The organism is Bacillus sp. GC_Bacil_1 (assembly GCF_026540675.1).
Classification (GTDB): Bacteria; Bacillota; Bacilli; order Bacillales; family Bacillaceae_G; genus Bacillus_A; species Bacillus_A cereus.
The window spans coordinates 398,875-419,532 of the sequence record NZ_JALNUG010000003.1 but is presented as its reverse complement, the minus strand read 5'-3'; the positions used below and the strand labels follow the sequence as shown (position 1 = coordinate 419,532).

Sequence of the window (20,658 nt, the reverse complement as noted above, 5' to 3'; positions counted from 1 at the left end):
CCTTGGCATAAGGCTTTTTTGATTACCATTTTAATATGGAGAATCCATATGGAGGAAGTGTAACTTGTAATACACTTGCTTCTGCTGAAAATTCTTCATTTGTATAAATGTTAATTATTTTCTTACCAGTAACATGAAGAGGGAGTGAAACTGTAACTTCACTATTAGTAGGGTTTAAAACGAAAAAGATAGTTTCATCCTCATATGTTTTCGTATAAGAAATATAATTATGTTCATCATTTGCTTCGATGAATTGAAAAGTACCATGTCCTCCAAAAGCTGCATGTTGTTTTCGTAATGAAATCAATGTTTGTATATGTGTAAATAATGCATGATCTTGTTCTTTAGTATCCCAAATCATACATTTACGGCAATTGGGGTCCATACCACCATCCATGCCGATTTCATCTCCGTAATAAATACATGGAGAGCCGATGAAAGAAAGATGGAATACATAGAGCAATTTCAACTTATTTTTATCTCCATTGCATGTTGTTAAAATTCTTGGAGTATCATGGCTATCTAATAAATGAAAGGCTGCTTCATTTACATTCATAGAGTAGGAATGTAGAGATTCTGTAATTTGCTTCATGAATTCACTTGCTTTAATGGAATCGTTAGCAAAGTAAGAAAGTAGAGCGTTTGTAACAGGATAGCTCATGACAGCATCAAATTGATCACCTTGTAGCCACGGAAGGGCATCGTGCCAAATTTCTCCCAAAATATATACTTCAGGATTTAATGTTTTTATTTCAGTTCGGAATTCTCTCCAAAAGTTGTGATCGACTTCATTTGCGACATCAAGGCGCCAGCCATCTATATTGAATTCTCGTACCCAATAACGTCCTACTTCAAGTAAGTACTCTTTTACATCTGGATGAGCTGTATTTAATTTAGGCATATACGGTGTAAAGGCGAAAGTATCATAATTTGGAAGTGGTTCGGTTATAATCGGGAAATCATGAATGTGGAACCACTCTTTATATGCGGACTTCTCACCATTCTCTAGTACGTCTTGAAATTTCTCGAAAAAGTATCCACTATGATTAAACACAGCATCGAGCATGACTTTTATACCGTGCTTATGACATTCTTCAACGAGCTCTTTAAAAGTTTCTTTCGTCCCAAATTGTGGATCAATTTCCATATAGTCAATTGTGTCATATTTATGGTTTGAATGAGCTTTGAAAATAGGTGTGAAATATATTCCGGAAATGCCAAGCTTAACAAGGTAATCAAGGTTTTGAATAACACCAGCAAAATCCCCACCGAAAAAATTAGTTGGAGTAGGATTCGCACTTCCCCAAGGAAGGGTGTTTTCTGGATTCAGCGTACTATCGCCATTAGCGAATCGTTCAGGGAAAATCTGATACCAAATGGTGTCTTTAATCCAAGATGGTGCTTTGAATACATCATCTGCATGAATAAATGGAAAACAAAAAAAGTTACCAACATCATCATTTGGAATGTTAGAAAAGAATCCTCGCTCTGTATAAATAAGAGTGTCTGTTTCAGATTTTAATTCAAACCCATAACGTAAGCGCTTAAATTTTGGTTCGATTGCAATGGACCAATAATCAAATAATGCAGTAGAACCCGTTTTTTTCATTGGTGTACTTGCTGATATCCATTTCCCATCTTTCCATTCGTAAGGATCACCGTAAATAAGATCGGCGCTTTGAACATCATCTCTCTTAGTACGTATTCGGATGTGAATTGTTTGTTCATCGTAAGCGTATGCATAATTATCTTTCGGCCTATGATAAATGGCTTCTTTAAACATATAGAAAATCCCCCTTCAATATCTCTATACATAGTATTCCCTTAAGTGTAATAATAAAGCCTATATTGCAAACGATTGCCTTTCTTATAGCTTTAATATTGCTTATAAGAGTAGTATTCATTTAATATAAAGTCAATGTATAAAGAGTATAATGACATAATTTTTAAATTAATATTTGCAAAATGAATAAAAGAATGTATAATGATAGACAAATAGCGCAAACGTTTTCATAGACTTGAGATATTGTTTGCGCTTCAATTAAACTATTAAATGCAAACGTTTTCAGTTACTAAGGTACATAGACAATTTAGGGAGGTTTTTGGGATGAAGAAAGCATTATCATTATTAACGGTTTCAGCATTATCTATTGGTATGTTATCTGCATGTGGACCGAAAGATTCAGGGAAAAAAGAGGAAAGTAAAGCGAAAAAAGACTATGATCTTCTTGTTTGGGAAGATGAGAAAAAAGGTGTGGGTCTAGAGCCAGCGGTGAAAAGTTTTGAAAAGAAATATAATGTGAAAGTAAAAGTTGAAGAGGTTCAGATGACGAAACAAATAGAAAAACTTCGTCTCGACGGTCCAGCTGGCACAGGGCCAGATGTTGTAACATTGCCACATGATCATATTGGTAATGCGGTAACAGAAGGGCTACTTTCAGAAGTGAAAGTAGATGATACAGTAAAAAGTAAATTTACAGATTTATCAATAGAAGCACAAACATATAACGGAAAAATATATGGTTTACCAAAAGCGATTGAAACACCAATCTTTATTTATAATAAAAAAATGATGCAAAAAGCGCCGGAAACGATGGATGAACTGTTTAACTTCTCAAAAGACTTTACGAAAGATGGAAAATACGGATTTTTAGCACTAGGAGATAACTTCTACTTTGCTAATGCATTTATGGCAGGTATGGGTGGTTATGTATTTGGTGAAAAAGATGGAAAGCCAAATGCAAATGATATTGGATTAAATAATAGCGGTGCGGTACAAGGTGCTGAATATATTCAAAAATGGTATAAAGAAAAGTTATTCCCGAAAGGTATTATCGGTGAATCTGGTGGTTCAGCTGCAGATGGATTATTTAATGAAGGAAAAGCAGCATCTATTATGAATGGTCCATGGGCATTCCAAGCGATGGAAAAGGCTGGAATAGACTATGGTGTTGCTCCAATGCCGAAATTACCAAATGGTCAACCGATGAAAACGTTCGTTGGCGTAAAAGGATGGCATGTAACAAGCTTCTCTAAACAAAATGATTTAGCTACAAAATTTACTGAGTGGGTTACAAATGAAGAAAATGCTAAAATTCGCTTTGAGAAAACGAAAGAAATTCCACCAGTAAAATCAGTAATGGAAGATCCAATCATTAAAGAAAATGAGGCTGCAAAAGCGGTTGCGACACAATCTGAAAATGGAATTCCAATGCCAAACATTCCAGAAATGCAAGAAGTTTGGAAACCAGCTGGAGATGCGCTTCAATTAGTTGTATCAGATAAAGAAGCACCAAAATCCGCACTTGATAGTGCAGTGAAACAAATTAAAGGTAATATTGAGGCAAATCATAGTAAGAAAAAATAAGGTGAAATTCGTGCCTCTAATATGAGGGGCACGAATTCTCTCCCTTCCATGTAGGAAGAAAAAAGGGGGAAGGAACATGCAAACATCTATGGAACCTGCAAAGGGGTTAAATGATTCAAAGCATAGGAAAGTGGCAACCATGTTATCAATCATTCCAGGCGTGGGCCAAATGTATAATAAACAATTTGTAAAAGGTCTTATTTTTCTAGTATTAACAGGTTCATTTATTGTAGCCTTTGCTGATTTATTAAATATGGGATTATGGGGCATTGTAACGCTCGGTACAGAAGTTCCACGTGACCATTCCGTCTTTCTATTAGTAGAAGGGATCTTGGCACTTATCGTTATCGCTTTTGGGCTTGGCATATATGCATTTAACTTATATGATGCATATCAAAATGGGAAGAAACGTGATATTGGAACACCGTTAAATTCTGTAAAAGAGCAATACCGTAATTTGTTAGATCAAGGCTTTCCTTATTTAATGGTTTCACCAGGTTTTCTACTACTTATCTTTGTTGTCGTATTTCCAATCATCTTCGTAATTTTAATTGGATTTACAAACTATGATTTATATCATTCTCCTCCAGCTAAATTAGTAGATTGGGTGGGCTTTAAAAACTTTATTGATATTTTCACATTACCGATGTGGAGAGATACATTTTTAAGTGTATTTTCTTGGACTGTCATTTGGACATTCGTTGCAACAACATTACAAGTTGCACTTGGTATTTTTTTAGCGATTATCGTAAATCAGCCTGGTATTAAAGGTAAGGCAATTATTCGAACAATCTTTATTTTACCGTGGGCTGTTCCAGCATTCGTATCTATTCTTGTATTTGCTGGTATGTTTAATGAAACATTTGGAGCAATTAATAACCAAGTATTAGCTTTATTCGGGATTGAAAAGATTGCTTGGATGACAGACCCGTTTTGGTCAAAGATTGCTTTAATTATGATTCAAACGTGGCTTGGTTTCCCGTTCGTCTTTGCGATGACAACAGGTATACTGCAATCGATTCCAGGAGAATTATATGAAGCGGCTACAGTAGACGGAGCAACTGCTTGGCAACAGTTCCGCAAAATTACATTGCCACTTGTGTTATATGCAACAGCGCCAATATTAATTACGCAATATACGTTTAACTTTAATAATTTTAGTATTATTTATCTATTTAATAACGGGGGACCTGCTGTGTCTGGACAAAATGCAGGTGGAACGGATATTTTAATTTCATGGATCTATAAGTTAACGATGACTTCGGCTCAATACGGCAAAGCAGCAGCTCTTACAATGATTTTATCGTTAATCGTTATTACAGTTGCGTTATGGCAATTTAAGAGAACAAAATCATTCCAAGAAGAGGATATGATGTAAATGAATATTAAACGACAAAAGATGCTACGTCTTTCATTAAGTTATTTAGTTATCTTCATAATGTGTGCGATTGTTTTCTATCCATTACTATGGATAATTGGCTCATCGTTTAATCCAGGTGATAGTTTATCTGGGTCAAGTATTATTCCGAAAAATGCCACATTAGATCATTATCGCAAGCTACTTGATCTCGATTCAAGTAATTACTTACTTTGGTATAAAAATACTTTGAAAGTTAGCGTAATGACGATGATTTTCTCTGTACTAGCCATTAGTTTTACTGCTTATGCATTTTCGAGATATCGTTTTGTTGGAAGAAAGAATGGTTTATTAACATTTTTAATTCTGCAAATGATCCCGAATTTTGCAGCGTTAATCGCACTATATATATTAGCTCAGTTAACAGGATTACTTGATACACACCTTGCATTAATTTTAATTTATGTGGGCGGAGCAATTCCGATGAATACATGGCTTATGAAAGGGTATTTTGATACGATTCCGAAAGAGTTGGATGAATCAGCTCGAATGGATGGAGCAGGGCATTTCCGTATTTTCTGGCAAATCATTATGCCACTTGCAAAGCCAATCGTAGCGGTTGTAGCATTATTTACTTTCATTGGTCCATTTACAGATTTCATTTTAGCGAGTATTATTTTGCGAACACCAGAAAATTATACTTTAGCAGTTGGATTATATGAAATGGTTGCGAAAAAATTCGGTAATGAATTTACAACGTTTGCAGCGGGTTCAGTGTTAATTGCGATCCCGATTTCAATTTTATTCCTATCACTACAAAAATATTTTGTTTCCGGTTTAACAGCTGGAGGTACAAAAGGATGAAAAATGGGACATTATGTCCCATTTTTCTTTTCATCTCCCTATAAATAACTTTATAGGGAGATGAAAAGAGATTTGACATCACATGTGAAAAGAAGTGAAATAAATAGTATATTATAGTATAGGAAAAAATAGCTATATCCCTTACAATACATGAAGAGGGAGAATAGGATTAGTTTTGCAAGATATAAGAAATGAAAGTTTATGACTTGCAATGAATGCGAGATAAAATATATGAAAAATGACAGAGAAATGAGAGGAGGGGGATTTTTATGACAGTTACAATTAAAGATGTGGCGAAGCAAGCGAATGTTGCACCATCAACAGTTTCTCGTGTAATTGCTGATAATCCAAGTATAAGTGAAAAGACAAAGCGCCGTGTTAGGAAAGTGATGAGTGAATTAGGGTATCATCCCAATTTAAATGCGAGAAATCTTGCGAACCAAACGACGAAAACACTTGGTCTTGTTATGCCAAGTTCTGCAAGTAAAGCTTTTCAAAATCCATTTTTCCCAGAAGTTATAAGAGGGATTAGTTCATTTGCACACGTAGAAGGTTATGCGCTTTACATGTCGACAGGTGAAACGGAAGAAGAAATTTTTAATGGTGTCGTAAAGATGGTACAGGGACGCCAAATTGGTGGCATTATTCTTTTATATTCAAGGGAGAATGATCGGATTATTCAATATTTACATGAACAGAATTTCCCGTTTGTTTTAATAGGAAAACCATATGATCGAAAAGATGAAATTACATATGTAGATAATGACAATTATACAGCTGCAAGAGAAGTGGCAGAATATTTAATTTCATTAGGGCATAAGCAAATCGCGTTCATTGGTGGTGGATCAGATTTACTTGTAACGAGAGATCGTTTAGCTGGTATGAGTGATGCCTTGAAATTAGCAGACATTGTATTACCAAAAGAATATATTTTACATTTTGATTTTTCGAGGGAAAGTGGTCAACAAGCCGTTGAGGAATTAATGGGACTGCAGCAACCGCCGACGGCAATTATGGCAACGGATGACTTAATTGGACTTGGTGTGTTAAGTGCTCTTTCTAAAAAAGGATTCGTTGTACCGAAGGATGTTTCTATTGTAAGCTTTAATAATGCTTTATTATCAGAAATTGCGAGCCCTCCACTTTCGACAGTTGATGTGAATATTTATCAGCTAGGATATGAGGCAGCGAAAGCTTTAGTTGATAAAGTAGAGAATGCAGAATCCACTGCAAAGTGTATCATTATTCCTCATAAATTACTAAAACGTCAAACTTGTGATCATTATGCAGAAAAAAGCTAAGAGTTTAACTCTTAGCTTTTTTCTTTAGAAAGGCTTCTAATCGGTCGCAGCCTTCTTTTAAAGTTTCGATACTATACGCATAGGACAAGCGAAGGTAGCCTTCACCGTATTCAGAGAATGCTGTTCCAGGAACTACAGCTAGTCCAGCTTCTTTGACAAGATCAAGTGCAAAATCAAATGATGAAGATGTCAAATGACCAACATATGGGAATAAGTAAAATGCACCTGTTGGCTTTTCAACTGCTAATCCCATTTGAGTGAGTCTATTATATACGTAATCACGGCGTTTTTTATATTGGTGGCGCATCATTTTGGGTGCGTCTTTAGCAGCTGTTAATGCTTCAATCGCAGCGTATTGAGCGATTGAAGTAGCACACGTTACATTGTATTGATGAACTTTTAATATGTGTCCTGCTAAATAGCTTGGTGCGAATAAAAGTCCAACACGCCAGCCAGTCATAGAATGTGATTTAGATAAACCGTTAATGACAATTGTCTTTTCACGCATTTCTGGGAAATGAGCGATAGATGTATGCTTTTGTTCATACACAAGCTCGCTATAAATTTCATCTGAAAGGACGAAAATATTTTTATCTTTTAAAACATCTACAATATCTTTTAATTCTTCTGTGGATAAAGTTACACCAGTTGGGTTAGAAGGATATGGTAGTACGATACATCTTGTTTTTTCTGTAATAGCATTTTTTAGCGCGTCAGCTGTTAAACGGAATCCAGTTTCACGAACATCTACAAAAATGGGCGTTGCACCGCATAATCGAATAATAGGTTCGTAACCTGGATAAATAGGAGCAGGTAAAATTACTTCTGTTCCTGGCTCTAAAATCGTTCGGAATGCAATATCAATTGCTTCGCTAGCACCAATTGTAACGATGGTTTCGTTTTCAGGTGAGTAATGTAAATCGTAGTTATCTTTTACGAAGTTACAAGCTGCCTTACGTAATTCTAGTAAACCAGCGTTATGTGTATAGCTTGTATAGTTTTCTGTAATAGCCCGTTTTGCCGCTTCTTTTACGAGAGAAGGTGTAGGGAAATCGGGTTGTCCGATTGTTAAAGAAATCAAATTATCATAGTGTTGAATCATGTTAGAGAATTGACGGATTCCAGAAATTTGGATATCCTTCACTCTAGGGTTAATGAATTGTTCCATTGTATCTCCCTTTCTTCCGTTTGAAAATTAAGTTCATTTTATCATATTTTCTATGATTGCGCTTTGTATATGTAATTTAGAAAGAGAGAGAAAAGAGAAAAAAAGCCGCTATAAGCGACTTTTTAATATCCGTATTCCCAATCTATTTCATCTTCATTCCAGAGTACAGAGGATACCTTGCCAAGGTGAACAACTGATTCGTTCACAGCACATGTGCAATCTTCATCTCCTGCTTTATGCTGTAACTCTTCATATACTGATTTTTCAACATTTTCTAGAACAACCAAATTTTCTTCTTTTAAAACAAGCGTAGTACCCGCCATATTTATCTTCCTCCTACTAAAGTAATGATCACTTATTTGTAAACATAGATAGTATGGATTATATGCTGTATTTTGCTATAGTTGTCCGTCTAAAAAAGTATTTTTACATTTTCTTTGTAATCCGTATTCATTGTATACTGCACGAAGGAAATTTGGTACAGGGTTTACAATCATTTCGAAAATCTGTAACAATTATTATGAGTTGTTAACAAAGAATTAACAAATATGTTAAGAAAAATCAAAATTTTAAAACAAATAAACCTATAAAATGATATAATCATATCAAAATACATATAGGGGATGAGAGGTTATGGAGCTTATCCGTGATTTGTTGATTCAAATTGCCATCATAATTTTACCACTATTTTTATATGAAGCGATTCGTTTAAATCGCTATCAAGAAATGCCTCCGAAGCCAAATCGTTACTTTATTATGTTTTTATCTAGCGTTACGCTCGTTCTCTCCATGACATACTCTATTTGTTTTGGCAATGTGTGTGGGTATAACTTTCACCCAATTCCAATTGTCAGTGGTTTTTTATATGGTGGGATTGTTGGTTTAATCCCAGCGGTTATTTTTGTTGCATATGAATGGTTACTAAAGGGAATGAGCTTTCTTCCAGTTTTAGAAGTAACATTTCTATTGATAGTTCCGCTATTTTTATCAAAGAAATGGTCTCTTTTTTCAAGAGATAAGAAATTAATTTTAGCATTTATGATTTCATCATTTTATGTGCTTGTTTCTTTAGTATTAGGCATGATTAATGTTCTTTTGGAAACAGGATTTACACCGTATATTTCGCAAATATATAGCGGATTTATATTTGCCTCGCTTATCATGGTCATGACAATGGTATTTCAGGTGTATTTAACTGAATATTTAAATGAAAATGCATTGCTACGTACAGAGATGCAAAAATCAGAAAAGCTTAATATTGTAAGTGAGTTAGCAGCAAGTGTGGCACATGAAGTTCGAAATCCACTTACTGTTGTTCGTGGATTTATCCAATTGCTAGAAAGTACGGAAGATGTGAAGAATAAGGATTATATGCGTCTCGTATTAGCTGAATTGGATCGGGCGGAACAAATTATTTCAGATTACTTGAATTTAGCAAGGCCGCAAATTGAGAAAAAAGAACACATTTGTTTATCAGCCCAATTAATAGAAATGACCACTCTTATGTCGTCATTTGCAGCGATGCAAGGTGTATATTTACAAGTTGAAATTTCAGAAAGTCTTTATACGATTGGTGATAAGACAAAATTGAAGCAAGCTATTATGAATGTTGTTAAAAATGGTATTGAAGCAATTCAAGGAAATAAAGGATATTTAAAAGTAACAGCTATTCAAAAAGACGAAACAATCATAATAAGAGTTAAAGATAGTGGTGTTGGTATGACGAAAGAACAGTTAGCAAGGCTGGGGCAACCATATTATTCTTTAAAAGAAAAAGGGACAGGATTAGGGCTTATGGTAACATTTAGTATTTTACAAGCGCATAATGGTACATTGGAATATAAGAGTGAAAGTGGAAAAGGCACTGAAGCAATTATTATATTACCAGCTGTACAAAATAAGGAATAAAAGTTACCGATGGAAGGTAACTTTTTATTTTATATTGTTTATTCATTTGTTTTTTCTTGTTTTGCTCGGCTAAATAAACTTTTAAATGATTGAAAGAAGCTTTGCTCTTTTGAGGCAGCGACCATTCTTTTTGTTTCTTGAATTTCTCGAATAACTTGCATAAGCTGTGCATCACGATTACTGTCCTTGTTATAAATTTGACTAACAAGTTTATTCATTTTTTCTTCTTGTTTGGATTCTCGTTTATACATATGATTCATTAATAAGTCCATTTTTTCTTTTTGCAATGCATCTGTTTGAGCGGCGTGCTCGACTAATTCTTGAAGCATTTTTTCTTGAGAGCCTTCTTTTACATACACTTGTTGCATCAATTCATCTAGTTTTTCATCCTTTAAACGATTTTGTGTAATTAGAGTAGAATTTTGATGAATAATTGCTTCATTTAATTGAGCTAGCATTTCAAGTTTCAACATGAACTCCTCAAAGTTACGCCCATCTTCTTTTTCTTTCGGTTGTATCTCTTGCTTATCTTGTATAACTGGTACAGGTGGGGCCTCTTTTTCTTTTAAAATAATCGGTATCGTTTCTGAAATATCTTCTTGTAATGTGGCAGCTCTTTCATGTATAGATTTCAATAGTTTTAAATCATCAAGTTTATAAATACGAGCATCAGCTGTTTTAGAAATCATATAACCATGTTCCTCTAACAGTTGACTATATTTGCGGACTATATGTTTTGGGATGCCTGTTTTATTCGTGACATCTTTCGTTTTATAGGTAGCTTCCATGATATTTCCTCCCCAAAAAGTATCGTATATATCATTTCAATCTTTTATGAGGACTTCCTTTGAAAAAGAATGTCGGAAGGCTATTAGTTTTCTACAGCATTAGTGAAAAAATGAAATTTTTTGGCGGAATGGCAAGGAATAACTAAAATAATGTCTGAAAACATATACAGGAGAAGTTTGTTATAATAACTGAGGAAAAGAAACTGGTAGAAACATGGAGGTATACATGAAGCAATTAAAAGGTATTATCATTTCAATTATCGCAATTCTGTCTATTTTAGTAGCAGTTTATGAAGTACTTGTGCCAGAGGAAACAAGTGTAAAGAAAACGAATACGTATGATCAAGTGTTAGAATTTCCGAAAGAACGTTACCCAGAGACAGGAAAACATATTACGGATGCTATAAAAGAAGGGCATTCAGAAGTTTGTACAATCGATCGTGGTGGTGCTGCAGATAGAAGGAAATTGTCGTTAGCACCGTATCCATCAAAAAAAGGGTATGATCGTGATGAATGGCCAATGGCGATGTGCAAGGAAGGCGGAAAAGGAGCACATATTGAATATATAAGTCCGGCGGATAACCGGGGAGCAGGCTCTTGGGTAGGGAATAAGTTAGATAAATATCCAGATGGTACGCGTGTGAAATTTGAAGTGAAGTAGTATTTGTACATTTCATAATGAAGGAGAAGGGGAACTATGGAGTTAACAATTTCTTATTCGCAATTAATGTTGATGAACTATGACGGTGAGCAGCCTTATGTAGACTGGACGGATGAAGATTTTGAAAGGGGTTATGCTGAGGCAGAGGGAACTGTTATTTTTGAAGCACTTTCTGATTATACTTGTGAAGTGAAAGTGACCCCAGGGAAACATATTGAAAAAGAAGAAGTGGTTAGAACGATTACGGTTCCTTTTACGGTTGAAAATGAAAGTATCGTTATAACGAGTATTCTTTCAAACAAATTTCAAATATCTATTCCAAATGGTGAGTATACAGTTGTCTTACAAGCAATTCCTCTTGAAGAGCCAACGGATGATGAATTATATAAAATACAATACGAATTCTTCTTTGAAAGTAAAGAATAAAAAATGGGTTATCCTGAGAAAAGGATAACCCATTTTTGTTATGCGTTTGTTTTTAAAAGGGAACGAGCATCTTTCGCTGCTTGCACCATATGTTCTAAAGCTGGAATAACTTCTTCTGTTCTTCTCGTTTTTAAACCACAATCAGGATTAATCCAGAAATATTTAGGATCGCATACTTCTAAAGATTGTTCTACGATTTTATACATTTCATCTTTACTCGGTACACGTGGGCTATGAATATCATATACACCTAGGCCGATGCCTTTTTCATATGTTGTATGTTTTAACGTATCAATAAATTCTCCGTGACTTCTTGATGTTTCGATAGAAATTACATCTGCATCTAATGCGCGAATCGCGTCAACAATATCTTCGAAGTTACTGTAACACATATGAGTATGAATTTGTGTTTCGTTTGCTACAGAAGAAGTTGCTAAAAGGAAGGATTGTACTGCCCATGTAATATAAGCATCCCAATCTTTTTCTTTTAGTGGCATTCCTTCACGAAGTGCTGGTTCATCGACTTGGATTACTCTAATTCCGGAAGATTCAAGTAGTTCAATTTCGTGACGAAGAGCTAGTGCAATTTGATACGAAACTTCTTTTCTTGGAATGTCATTTCGAACGAAGGACCAATTTAAAATCGTAACAGGTCCAGTTAACATTCCTTTTACAACTTTCTCCGTTAAGCTTTGTGCATAAACTGTTTCCTTAATAGTCATGCCGTTAATAAAGGCTACATCACCATAAATAACAGGTGGTTTTACGCAGCGGGAACCGTATGATTGTACCCAACCGTTTTTAGTGAATGAGAAACCAGCAAGGCGCTCACCAAAATATTCGACCATGTCAGTTCTTTCAAATTCACCATGTACAAGGACATCAAGCCCAATTTCTTCTTGGTAACGAATCCATTTTTCTGTCTCTTTTTCAATAAATTGTTCATATTGTTCATTTGAAATAACACCGTTACGCCATTCTTTTCGCGTTTGACGAACTTCAGTTGTTTGCGGGAAGCTACCAATAGTCGTTGTTGGTAATAGTGGTAACTCCAGGGCAACTTGTTGTAATTCGTATCGTTTTTCAAATGGAAGAGGGCGTGAAAAATCTTCTTCTTTTAGTGCTGTTCGTGCTGCTTTAACATCTTCTCGGTTACGTGCAGCAGATGAGCGAATTGTATGATGTACGTTTCGATATGTTTCCAGCTCATTACTAATGCTTTCTGTACCTTGAGTGAGAGCGGAATGAATAAGAACTAACTCTTCTAATTTTTGATTTGCAAATGCTAATGCATCAAATAGCTCAGTCGATAAGTGAGTTTCTTCTGTTTTATCGATCGGTGTATGCAATAAGCTACAAGAAGGCTGAACGATGAAATCTTTCGTTTGGACTTGTTTTTGTAACGTTGTAAATAACTCAAGAACTTCATCAAGGTCAGCTCTCCAAATGTTACGGCCATCTATACAACCGACAGCTAAAGTTTTATCAGCTGGGAATCCATATTTTGAAATAGCATTTAAATTACCTTCTTTACCATGAATGAAATCTAATCCAATACCGGATACCGGGAATGTAATAATTTCTTCATAGTTTTCTTCCACGCTATCAAAATATGTTTGTAAAAGAAGAGTCGCATTTGGAACTTCTTTACGAATAGCTTCATAAATTTCTTTTGCTTGTTGAACTTCTTCTTTCGTTAAAGAAGCGAAAATTGGTTCATCAACTTGAATGGCTTGTGCACCAGCTGCATGTAGTTCTGAAAGCAGTTGTACGTAAGGTGCAACTAACTGTTTTAAAATGGAAGGGAATTGTTCTTGTGTATAGCCTTTAGCTAATTTTAAGAAAGTATATGGACCTAAAATAACAGGCTTTCCATCTACTCCTAATTCTTGTTTTGCCTCTTCGTATAAGCGAAGTGGACGATTATCTTTTAAAGAGATTTGTAATCCCTCTTCATATTCAGGAACGATATAGTGATAGTTTGTGTTAAACCATTTTGTCATTTCGGAAGCTACGTGATTTTTAGAGCCACGCGCCATTGCGAAATATACATCAAGGTAAGATGTAAACTCAGAAAAACGTGATGGGATAAATCCTAGCATATAGGCAGTATCCAAAACGTGATCATAATATGTAAAGTCGCCAATTGGAATGAGTTCAATCCCTTTTTCTTGCTGTACTTTTACGTGTTGAAGGCGAATTTCTTTCATTGTTGTTAAAAATTGTTCTTCATCAATTTTATTGGACCAAAAAGCTTCCAATGTTTTTTTCCACTCTCGTTGTAGTCCGATACGTGGATAACCTAAGTTACTTGTTTGAATTGCCATTTTAAATTCCTCCCTAATTGAAAGTAAGCATTTCCGTTTACTAGGAAATACTTATAACAAAAAGTGCAAAGACATAGAAAATAAGCCTTCCTTTTTGTTTTAACACCTCATCATCATCCGTGAATCTATCAGTGTTGTTAAAACAGGCAGGTCTCCTGACTTATGCTTCATATAATTTCTTTCACCTTCCCGTTTTCACAGTGGCACCAAAAAGAAATCTCAGCATTTACAGTGGCGGGACCGTGTTGGAGTTTCACCAAGCTTCCCTTTTAAACACGAAACGAAATGTTCGTGTACCTATTTTCCTTTTGAAAGGAATTTAACAAGCGATATGATATTGAAACAAATTCTAACACAATTTTTGGAATTTTGTCTACTGTTTTAAAATAAGAAAATTCCAAAGTTTTTATTTCTTATTATTCTGACTTTTTACTCTGAAGTAACTAATAATATTACAGTATAAAAAGAGAAATTGAGCTATGAAAGAAGTAGGGATGTCTTCTTTCATAGCTCAATTTTCATCTATAGCAACTTCTGAAAGTCGGCCTGCTATAGCATCTTTAAGGAGGGTGTTTAGCCATTGTAATTCAACTGTAATATGCTCAATTACACTTTGCAAGATATATAGTTGTGCACGTGGAACCTTTCCTTTATTACAATCATATATCGTTTGCATAGTATGTAAATATTGAAGAGTATCATTTTTCTTTTTTTCTAAAATAGGAACTAATTCATGATCATTGCTAAAGTGAGCGAAAGATAGGGCTGAATAAATAGGTTTATATATTTGGTTTTTTGCTTCGAATTGTTTTAATAGTAAAGTGTGGAATAGTTTTTTGCCTTCTTCTGTTATATGAAAAATCGTTTTGTCAGGTCGGTTTGTGTCTCTAATTACATTTGTAATGTGAATTGCGCCTTGCTTTTCTAATTGCTCGAAAGCGTAATAAAGTGATCCTTTAGCATATTTAATATAACAATCCATTTGTCGTTCTTTCATAATATGCTGCACTTCATATGGATGTTTATCTCCTTCGAGTAGCAAGCCGAGAATGACTAATTTCATGCTCATGCTGTCTCAACTCCTGTATATAAAAACTTTATACATATTATAAACGGCATATCCTTTTTCATAAAGGGATATGCCGCTTCTTTTTTATATTAACTGACTTGCTTTTGTTTTTCTTTCTTTTTAGGGCCTGTAAAGAGGCGTTCATTTCCCATTAGTAAAATACAAATAACACTTAGTACAGCCGGGATGAGTGCCCAGAAGAATGTGTTCGCAATAGATGTAGCGAGAGCTTCTTTAATACCCGCTAATATTTCAACAGGAATTTTTGCGGTAGCGCCTGGTGATAATAAGAAACTTGTGTCTCCGCCTTTTGGAGCTAATTTTGCTAGTTCAGGGGAGAACACAGAGTTTAGTTTATCTGTAAAAATATGATTTTGAATTGTACCGAAAATCGTTACACCAAGAGTCATACCGAGTGATCGGAAGAATGAGTTTGTTGATGTCGCCGAACCGCGGTCTCGCATTTCTAACTTGTGAATAGAAGACATACTTAATACTGAGAATGAGAAGCCAACACCAAGCCCAGCGAGAATCATAAATAGTGTTACGAGTAAACGAGGTGTGTCCATTGTTAAAGTACTTAATGAATAAATACCAAGAACGAAGAAGACACCAGATACCATCATAATGTTACGATAGCTTGTTCGAGAAGCTAATTGTCCTCCTGTTTGACTTCCAATTACAGAACCAACCATCATTGGTGTTAAAATTAATCCAGCATTAGAGGCCGAACCTCCAAGAACGCCTTGAATGAAGATTGGAATATAAACTGTACAGATAATAAAAGCAGCACCATAGAAAAAGGCAACTCCTTGACTAGCTGCGAATAAAGGTTTTTTAAATAGATGGAACGAAATAATAGGCTCGGTTGCTTTTCTTTCTACAAAGAAGAAAATAATAAGCGCAATAACTACTGTTGTAAATAAGCCAATAATTACAGTGGAATTCCAGGCATATTCCTTACCACCAAGTTCTAATGCGAACATTAAGCAAACGATACTTATGACAAGTGTAATAGCACCAGCCCAATCAATTTTTTGTTTTCTAAATTCTAGAGACTCACTGTAGTATTTAGTAATGAAGAAAAAGGAGATAAGTCCTAATGGAATATTGATATAGAAGACCCAATGCCAACTTATATAGTCTGTAATATAAGCACCTAATAAAGGACCGAATACACTAGATGTCCCGAAAACAGCACCGAATAGCCCTGTCATCTTCCCGCGTTTTTCTGGTGGGAAGATATCATACATAATTGTAAAGGCGATAGGCATAAGGGCACCACCACCGATACCTTGAATAGCTCTATAAATACTTAATTGCTCAATACTTGAAGCTGTTCCGCAAAGCGCAGAACCGAATAAGAAAAGAATGAGGCCCCCAATATAAAAACGTTTCCGCCCGTACATATCAGAAAGTTTCCCAAAGATAGGCATCCCTGCCATTGTTGCTACCATATAAGCTGATGTGACCCAAACAAACTTATCAAAGCCTCCTAGGTCTCCAACAATTGTTGCCATTGCGGTTGCAACGATTGTATTATCCATTGCGGCCATTAATATACCAAGCAGCAAACCAGCAACAACAAATTTTGTCTTGTTGGTGTCTTTTTTTAATGGTTGAGTTTCCAAATATAACCCTCCTTTAGAAATAAGTAAACTATATTAAGTTTTGAGTGCAGTGGATAAAAAATTTAAATGTATAGTTGATTTTAATTTCTTTTCCATAAGTGCACTAATATGCCATAAAGAATATTATAGTCAAATTTGACTATAAGGCAAATTTTTTCTTCCGTCAAAATATTCTTTCATATGAGTAGAGAACGAGTGAGCGATACGAATATTGCTATAAAGGAAATGAAGTAAATTGTAAAAAAATTTCATAAAGAACACCTTCTGTTAATAGATGAAAAATGGTTTTTTCTTCATATTGTCGAATAGGATAAAAGGAAGAGAAATATTAAACATTACTTGTAGCAAGCTTTAGTAAGTTGGGGAATTCATTGTGTGTATGGTACATCTGAAATGAGGTGAATATATATTATGAAAATATGGGGACGAATTTCGGATACAGGAAAGTATTCAATACCGCTACAACCAGTATTGTGGATTGACGGATCGAAAAAGGAAAATGAATTTCCTCAAGTAGCCGTTACATTGCAAATTGGTAGTATGTATACAGAACAATTTTCGTATGAATTGACCTACGATGTAAACGACATACTTATTATGCGAATTGAAGTGGAAAATAAAGGGCTAGAAATGATTTCGAGAGTTGTTGTAAGTCATATGATTCGAGATTACTTTGCTTATATTCCTAATTCTTTAAAAGTTGATAAGGGGATAAGTGAGTTTTTATTCCAGCTTGTAAGGTGGCGAATTGATGACTTGTTACCGAATGAAAAGGTGGAACTACGTTGCAAAATAAAAGCTAATAAAGATAAATCTCTTAAACAAGCATTCTTTCAGGCTACATATACATTTCAAGATAAAGAGATATCATATGGTCCACTGCAAACAAATGAAGTTGTTGTGCGGCAATGATAAAAAGGAACCTGTACAAAAGGTTCCTTTTTTAGTGAAGGTTGTGTTTTTTGAGTATTTTCTTTTGCTCTATTCCTTTTTTTCCTACATAGTTATTTTTGTAGCCAAAGTATAGAATAAATAAAAATGAAACAACATTAACAATAGCGTCGATTTGATCGTTTGTAATAAAGTGTATGCCGAAAGAGGTAAATAATAATTTTAATGATAATAGAAAACCAGCTAGTAAACGCATAGCATCTGATAGATTCTCTTTTTGTAGCATATAGATTACTCCTTTCTATAAAAGTTATATATTATATATATGAAATAGAGTAGGAAAGGTATACAAGCTTAAGCAGAAATGTACATTGCATATGTACATTTTTTATTTTGTAGAAAAACATTATTGATATAGAAACATATATTGGTATAAAAGGGGGAGAAGTATGAAACATAAAGGGAAAATTAGTGGATTATTACTTGGAAATACAGTGGCAGTTACAGAATGGATTGCACTTCAGGATGTAATTGCAAAACTGGATTCACGATCATTTTATACCGTCTTTATTATTTATATATTGCAAATGATACTAAGTTATTATTTTGGACATTGGTACGATAAAAGAGCGAACAAGCGTATGAATGTGGAAGGGGGAGGAATGGCAAGCAACGATTTTGTTGTTGATTTTTTTGGGAAAGTAGCCGCTTTATCTGAAAGAGATTCCCGTAATATTACGGTTTACATTCTTTCTGTAAAAGAATGGGAAGGATTAAAAGACACGTTGCAAGAAAAAAAATTGGGAGTGTTAGTACAAAAATTAGAGAGTACCATTGTAAAGACAATTCGGAAGGGAGATGTTGTTACAAAGTGGGATGAAAATAAGTATGTTATTGTAGCAATTGATAATGGTCATGAAACATCAACAATAACAAACAGATTAATGAAAAATATTGAAAGTGAAATAGAAGGTGATTTACTCAGTGTCACTCTTTTATTTGGAGCAGCTAGCTATCCAGTAGAAGGAAAAACGTTTGAAGAACTGTTGAGAAAGTCGCAAAATCAATTGTATCAGTATAGAAATTTGCAAGAAAATGAGTGAAGCTTTGATTTGAAGATATATGATAGGAAGAAGTTTTATTTGTAACATTTTTTTGACTTTTATTACAAAAAACGTTGCGTTTGTAATAAAAGTCTTTAAAAATATATGAAATAAGCATATAATTATGATGGTAGTGCCAATACAATTTGCACAATGTGTTTTATTTTAAAAGTGTAGAGGAAAGCAAGCTCTACACTTTTCCTTTTTAGGAAATGAAAAGAATATTTGTAAGTTGTTGCGAGATATTGATTGTACTGTGTAAAATGAACAAAGAGATTATTTGATAGAAAGCTGGAAAGGGAATGATAGACGTGAGAGCGGAACGATCACCTTTTATCAGGTGAACTATTATAGTCTTATTAAGACTGAGGTGAAATTCTGTGGCCATTAAGGTAATACATAGTGTGAACAGGTTTTAAAAAACACGAAGAACTATACTTAAAAATGGATATGGAACTGCTAAATACTTCAAAAAGAATAATGTAATATTAAGTAATAATTCGTACAAACAATATTAATGATCTTCGTAAAAAAGATGCGAGTGTATAGAACAATTACATATTTTATAACTTTTTTATATTACACGATGGTCGTTTATAAATAGGAGGAAGAGATGTTGAAATATAGTAAATTAGCAATTATAACTGCATTATCAATGACTTTATTAGCCGGTTGTTTTGGACCGAAACCAGAAGAAGAATTATATGTAGCGTTTGAAAACGCTGCTAAACAAGAAAAAACAATGTTTGAAGATGCAAAAAAACTTGAGGCTTTAGAGAAAGAAGGACAAGAATTATATAACCAGATTGTGCAAGAAGGAAAAGATAATAATCAAACTGTTAAAGAAAAATTGAATCAAGCAGCAAAGAATACAACTGAACGAGAAAAAGTACTTACAAAAGAAAAAGAGGCTTTAAATAAAGCGCAAGAAGAAGTGAAGTCAGCTGATAAGTATGTGAAGAAAATTGAAGATAATAAGTTGAAAGATCAAGCTGATAAAGTGAAAAGAACCTATGAGAAACGACACGATTCATTTAATAAAATGTATGACAGCTATAATAAATCTTTAAAACAAGAAAAAGAGTTATACACAATGTTACAAGATAAAGGTACTAAATTAAAAGATATTAGTGAAAAAGTAAAAGTAGTAAATCAATCTTATAAGGATATTGAGTCAGAAAAAGATAAATTTAATGAATTCACAAAGTCTTATAATACAGAAAAAGTAGCTTTTTATAAACAAGCAAATATTAAAATTAAGGAAGAGAAAAAATAAAACAGTTTGGCCTACACTTGGCCAAACTGTTTTATTTTTTTGTATAAGTACGACTATACCATGGAACAGGTTCACTTAATTTTTTTTCTTGTTTCAATGCTTCAGGACCAATATAATCTTGAAGTGTTTTTTTTGCTACTGTTAAAGATAAGGTTGTTTTCGGATTTCGATAGGAGGATTCAAGATGACCAAGATGCGGTAGAATTCGAAAATCTTCTTTCGTAGGAGGGATGTGGAAAAAATAATCGCCTAAACGTATAAGGACATCAGATTGTTGTTGGCTAAAACGTGGGTTTCTAGAAAAATGTAATCCTTCTTTAATTGCTTTTTTTTCAGCAATCAAACGTTCTAAAGCTGTCTTTTTTAACCAGTATAAATATTTAGGATTAGTAGCTGCTTTAGCATGACGATTCACAACGAAAATAGATTGAGCTAGTCGATTAATAGAATGTTGGTTTTGTAATTGAGATTGTGGTTGTGAAGGTTTCATATTGAATCTCCTTTCAATTTTTCATTATTAT

General features: G+C 34.3%; 19 protein-coding genes and 1 riboswitch. Of the genes, 10 read left to right on the top strand and 9 right to left on the bottom strand.

The window, feature by feature from the left end:
• Positions 1–22: 22 nt before the first annotated feature.
• Positions 23–1,783 carry an alpha-glycosidase gene (locus tag OXT04_RS07470; protein ID WP_000471773.1) on the bottom strand — a complete coding sequence of 587 codons (1,761 nt, stop codon included), beginning with the start codon at positions 1,781–1,783 and terminating at the stop codon, positions 23–25.
• Between the two features lie 324 nt (positions 1,784–2,107).
• On the opposite strand from OXT04_RS07470, the gene OXT04_RS07465 reads away from it, so the two are divergent.
• The 4 genes from OXT04_RS07465 (at position 2,108) to malR (ending at position 6,889) form a co-directional block, all read left to right on the top strand.
• A complete protein-coding gene (locus tag OXT04_RS07465; protein WP_000709931.1) occupies positions 2,108–3,367 on the top strand; it encodes an extracellular solute-binding protein in 1,260 nt (419 codons plus the stop codon).
• A gap of 76 nt (positions 3,368–3,443) precedes the next feature.
• Positions 3,444–4,745: a maltosaccharide ABC transporter permease MalC gene (gene malC, locus OXT04_RS07460; protein ID WP_001194982.1), complete on the top strand. Its 1,302-nt coding sequence runs from the start codon at positions 3,444–3,446 to the stop codon at positions 4,743–4,745.
• Positions 4,746–5,588 carry a maltosaccharide ABC transporter permease MalD gene (gene malD, locus OXT04_RS07455; protein WP_001022603.1) on the top strand — a complete coding sequence of 281 codons (843 nt, stop codon included), beginning with the start codon at positions 4,746–4,748 and terminating at the stop codon, positions 5,586–5,588. It begins immediately after the preceding gene.
• Between the two features lie 269 nt (positions 5,589–5,857).
• Positions 5,858–6,889 (top strand): maltose operon transcriptional repressor MalR, encoded by a 1,032-nt coding sequence (gene malR, locus OXT04_RS07450; RefSeq protein ID WP_016512354.1) that lies wholly within the window; start codon positions 5,858–5,860, stop codon positions 6,887–6,889.
• 4 nt (positions 6,890–6,893) lie between these two features.
• Here the strand turns inward: malR and OXT04_RS07445 are convergent, their stop codons facing one another.
• Together OXT04_RS07445 and OXT04_RS07440 are read right to left on the bottom strand one after the other, a co-directional pair.
• Entirely contained in the window at positions 6,894–8,057 is a 1,164-nt protein-coding gene (locus OXT04_RS07445) for an aminotransferase A (RefSeq protein ID WP_267414094.1), read from the bottom strand.
• 122 nt (positions 8,058–8,179) lie between these two features.
• Complete coding sequence (locus OXT04_RS07440) at positions 8,180–8,380, bottom strand: hypothetical protein (protein ID WP_000929276.1); 201 nt, start codon at positions 8,378–8,380, stop codon at positions 8,180–8,182.
• A 310-nt stretch (positions 8,381–8,690) separates the two neighbouring features.
• Here OXT04_RS07440 and kinB point away from each other — a divergent pair, with 310 nt between their 5' ends.
• On the top strand, positions 8,691–9,965 hold the full coding sequence (gene kinB / locus OXT04_RS07435; RefSeq protein WP_000420372.1) for a sporulation sensor histidine kinase KinB: 1,275 nt from the start codon (positions 8,691–8,693) through the stop codon (positions 9,963–9,965).
• 38 nt (positions 9,966–10,003) lie between these two features.
• On the opposite strand, the gene OXT04_RS07430 is transcribed toward kinB, so the two are convergent.
• Complete coding sequence (locus tag OXT04_RS07430) at positions 10,004–10,753, bottom strand: DUF3967 domain-containing protein (RefSeq protein WP_000388467.1); 750 nt, start codon at positions 10,751–10,753, stop codon at positions 10,004–10,006.
• Between the two features lie 226 nt (positions 10,754–10,979).
• Between OXT04_RS07430 and nucA the strand changes: the two genes are divergently transcribed.
• A complete protein-coding gene (nucA, locus tag OXT04_RS07425) occupies positions 10,980–11,414 on the top strand; it encodes a DNA-entry nuclease (protein WP_000811494.1) in 435 nt (144 codons plus the stop codon).
• Positions 11,415–11,450: 36 nt separating this feature from the next.
• Positions 11,451–11,840, top strand: a complete 390-nt coding sequence (locus tag OXT04_RS07420; protein WP_000424024.1) for a competence protein ComJ — start codon at positions 11,451–11,453, stop codon at positions 11,838–11,840.
• 38 nt (positions 11,841–11,878) lie between these two features.
• On the opposite strand, the gene metE is transcribed toward OXT04_RS07420, so the two are convergent.
• From metE to OXT04_RS07405, 3 genes are all read right to left on the bottom strand, one after another.
• Complete coding sequence (gene metE, locus OXT04_RS07415) at positions 11,879–14,167, bottom strand: 5-methyltetrahydropteroyltriglutamate--homocysteine S-methyltransferase (protein ID WP_089171703.1); 2,289 nt, start codon at positions 14,165–14,167, stop codon at positions 11,879–11,881.
• A 128-nt stretch (positions 14,168–14,295) separates the two neighbouring features.
• A riboswitch (cobalamin riboswitch) is annotated at positions 14,296–14,483 on the bottom strand.
• A 195-nt stretch (positions 14,484–14,678) separates the two neighbouring features.
• The gene (locus OXT04_RS07410; RefSeq protein ID WP_000062063.1) at positions 14,679–15,236 is read right to left on the bottom strand and encodes a PadR family transcriptional regulator; all 558 of its coding nucleotides are present in this window, start codon (positions 15,234–15,236) and stop codon (positions 14,679–14,681) included.
• An 89-nt stretch (positions 15,237–15,325) separates the two neighbouring features.
• Positions 15,326–16,867, bottom strand: coding sequence for an MDR family MFS transporter (locus tag OXT04_RS07405; RefSeq protein WP_000449906.1), 1,542 nt, complete (start codon positions 16,865–16,867; stop codon positions 15,326–15,328).
• A gap of 411 nt (positions 16,868–17,278) precedes the next feature.
• Between OXT04_RS07405 and OXT04_RS07400 the strand changes: the two genes are divergently transcribed.
• Entirely contained in the window at positions 17,279–17,779 is a 501-nt protein-coding gene (locus OXT04_RS07400; protein ID WP_267414088.1) for a hypothetical protein, read from the top strand.
• A 31-nt stretch (positions 17,780–17,810) separates the two neighbouring features.
• Here OXT04_RS07400 and OXT04_RS07395 read toward each other — a convergent pair whose 3' ends face one another.
• Positions 17,811–18,044 (bottom strand): SPP1 phage holin family protein, encoded by a 234-nt coding sequence (locus OXT04_RS07395; RefSeq protein ID WP_000939446.1) that lies wholly within the window; start codon positions 18,042–18,044, stop codon positions 17,811–17,813.
• Positions 18,045–18,207: 163 nt separating this feature from the next.
• Here OXT04_RS07395 and OXT04_RS07390 point away from each other — a divergent pair, with 163 nt between their 5' ends.
• Together OXT04_RS07390 and OXT04_RS07385 are read left to right on the top strand one after the other, a co-directional pair.
• A complete protein-coding gene (locus OXT04_RS07390) occupies positions 18,208–18,861 on the top strand; it encodes a diguanylate cyclase domain-containing protein (protein WP_000680816.1) in 654 nt (217 codons plus the stop codon).
• 613 nt (positions 18,862–19,474) lie between these two features.
• On the top strand, positions 19,475–20,137 hold the full coding sequence (locus OXT04_RS07385) for a YkyA family protein (protein WP_025118093.1): 663 nt from the start codon (positions 19,475–19,477) through the stop codon (positions 20,135–20,137).
• 31 nt (positions 20,138–20,168) lie between these two features.
• Here the strand turns inward: OXT04_RS07385 and OXT04_RS07380 are convergent, their stop codons facing one another.
• The gene (locus OXT04_RS07380) at positions 20,169–20,627 is read right to left on the bottom strand and encodes a YkyB family protein (RefSeq protein ID WP_000804864.1); all 459 of its coding nucleotides are present in this window, start codon (positions 20,625–20,627) and stop codon (positions 20,169–20,171) included.
• Positions 20,628–20,658 lie beyond the last annotated feature (31 nt).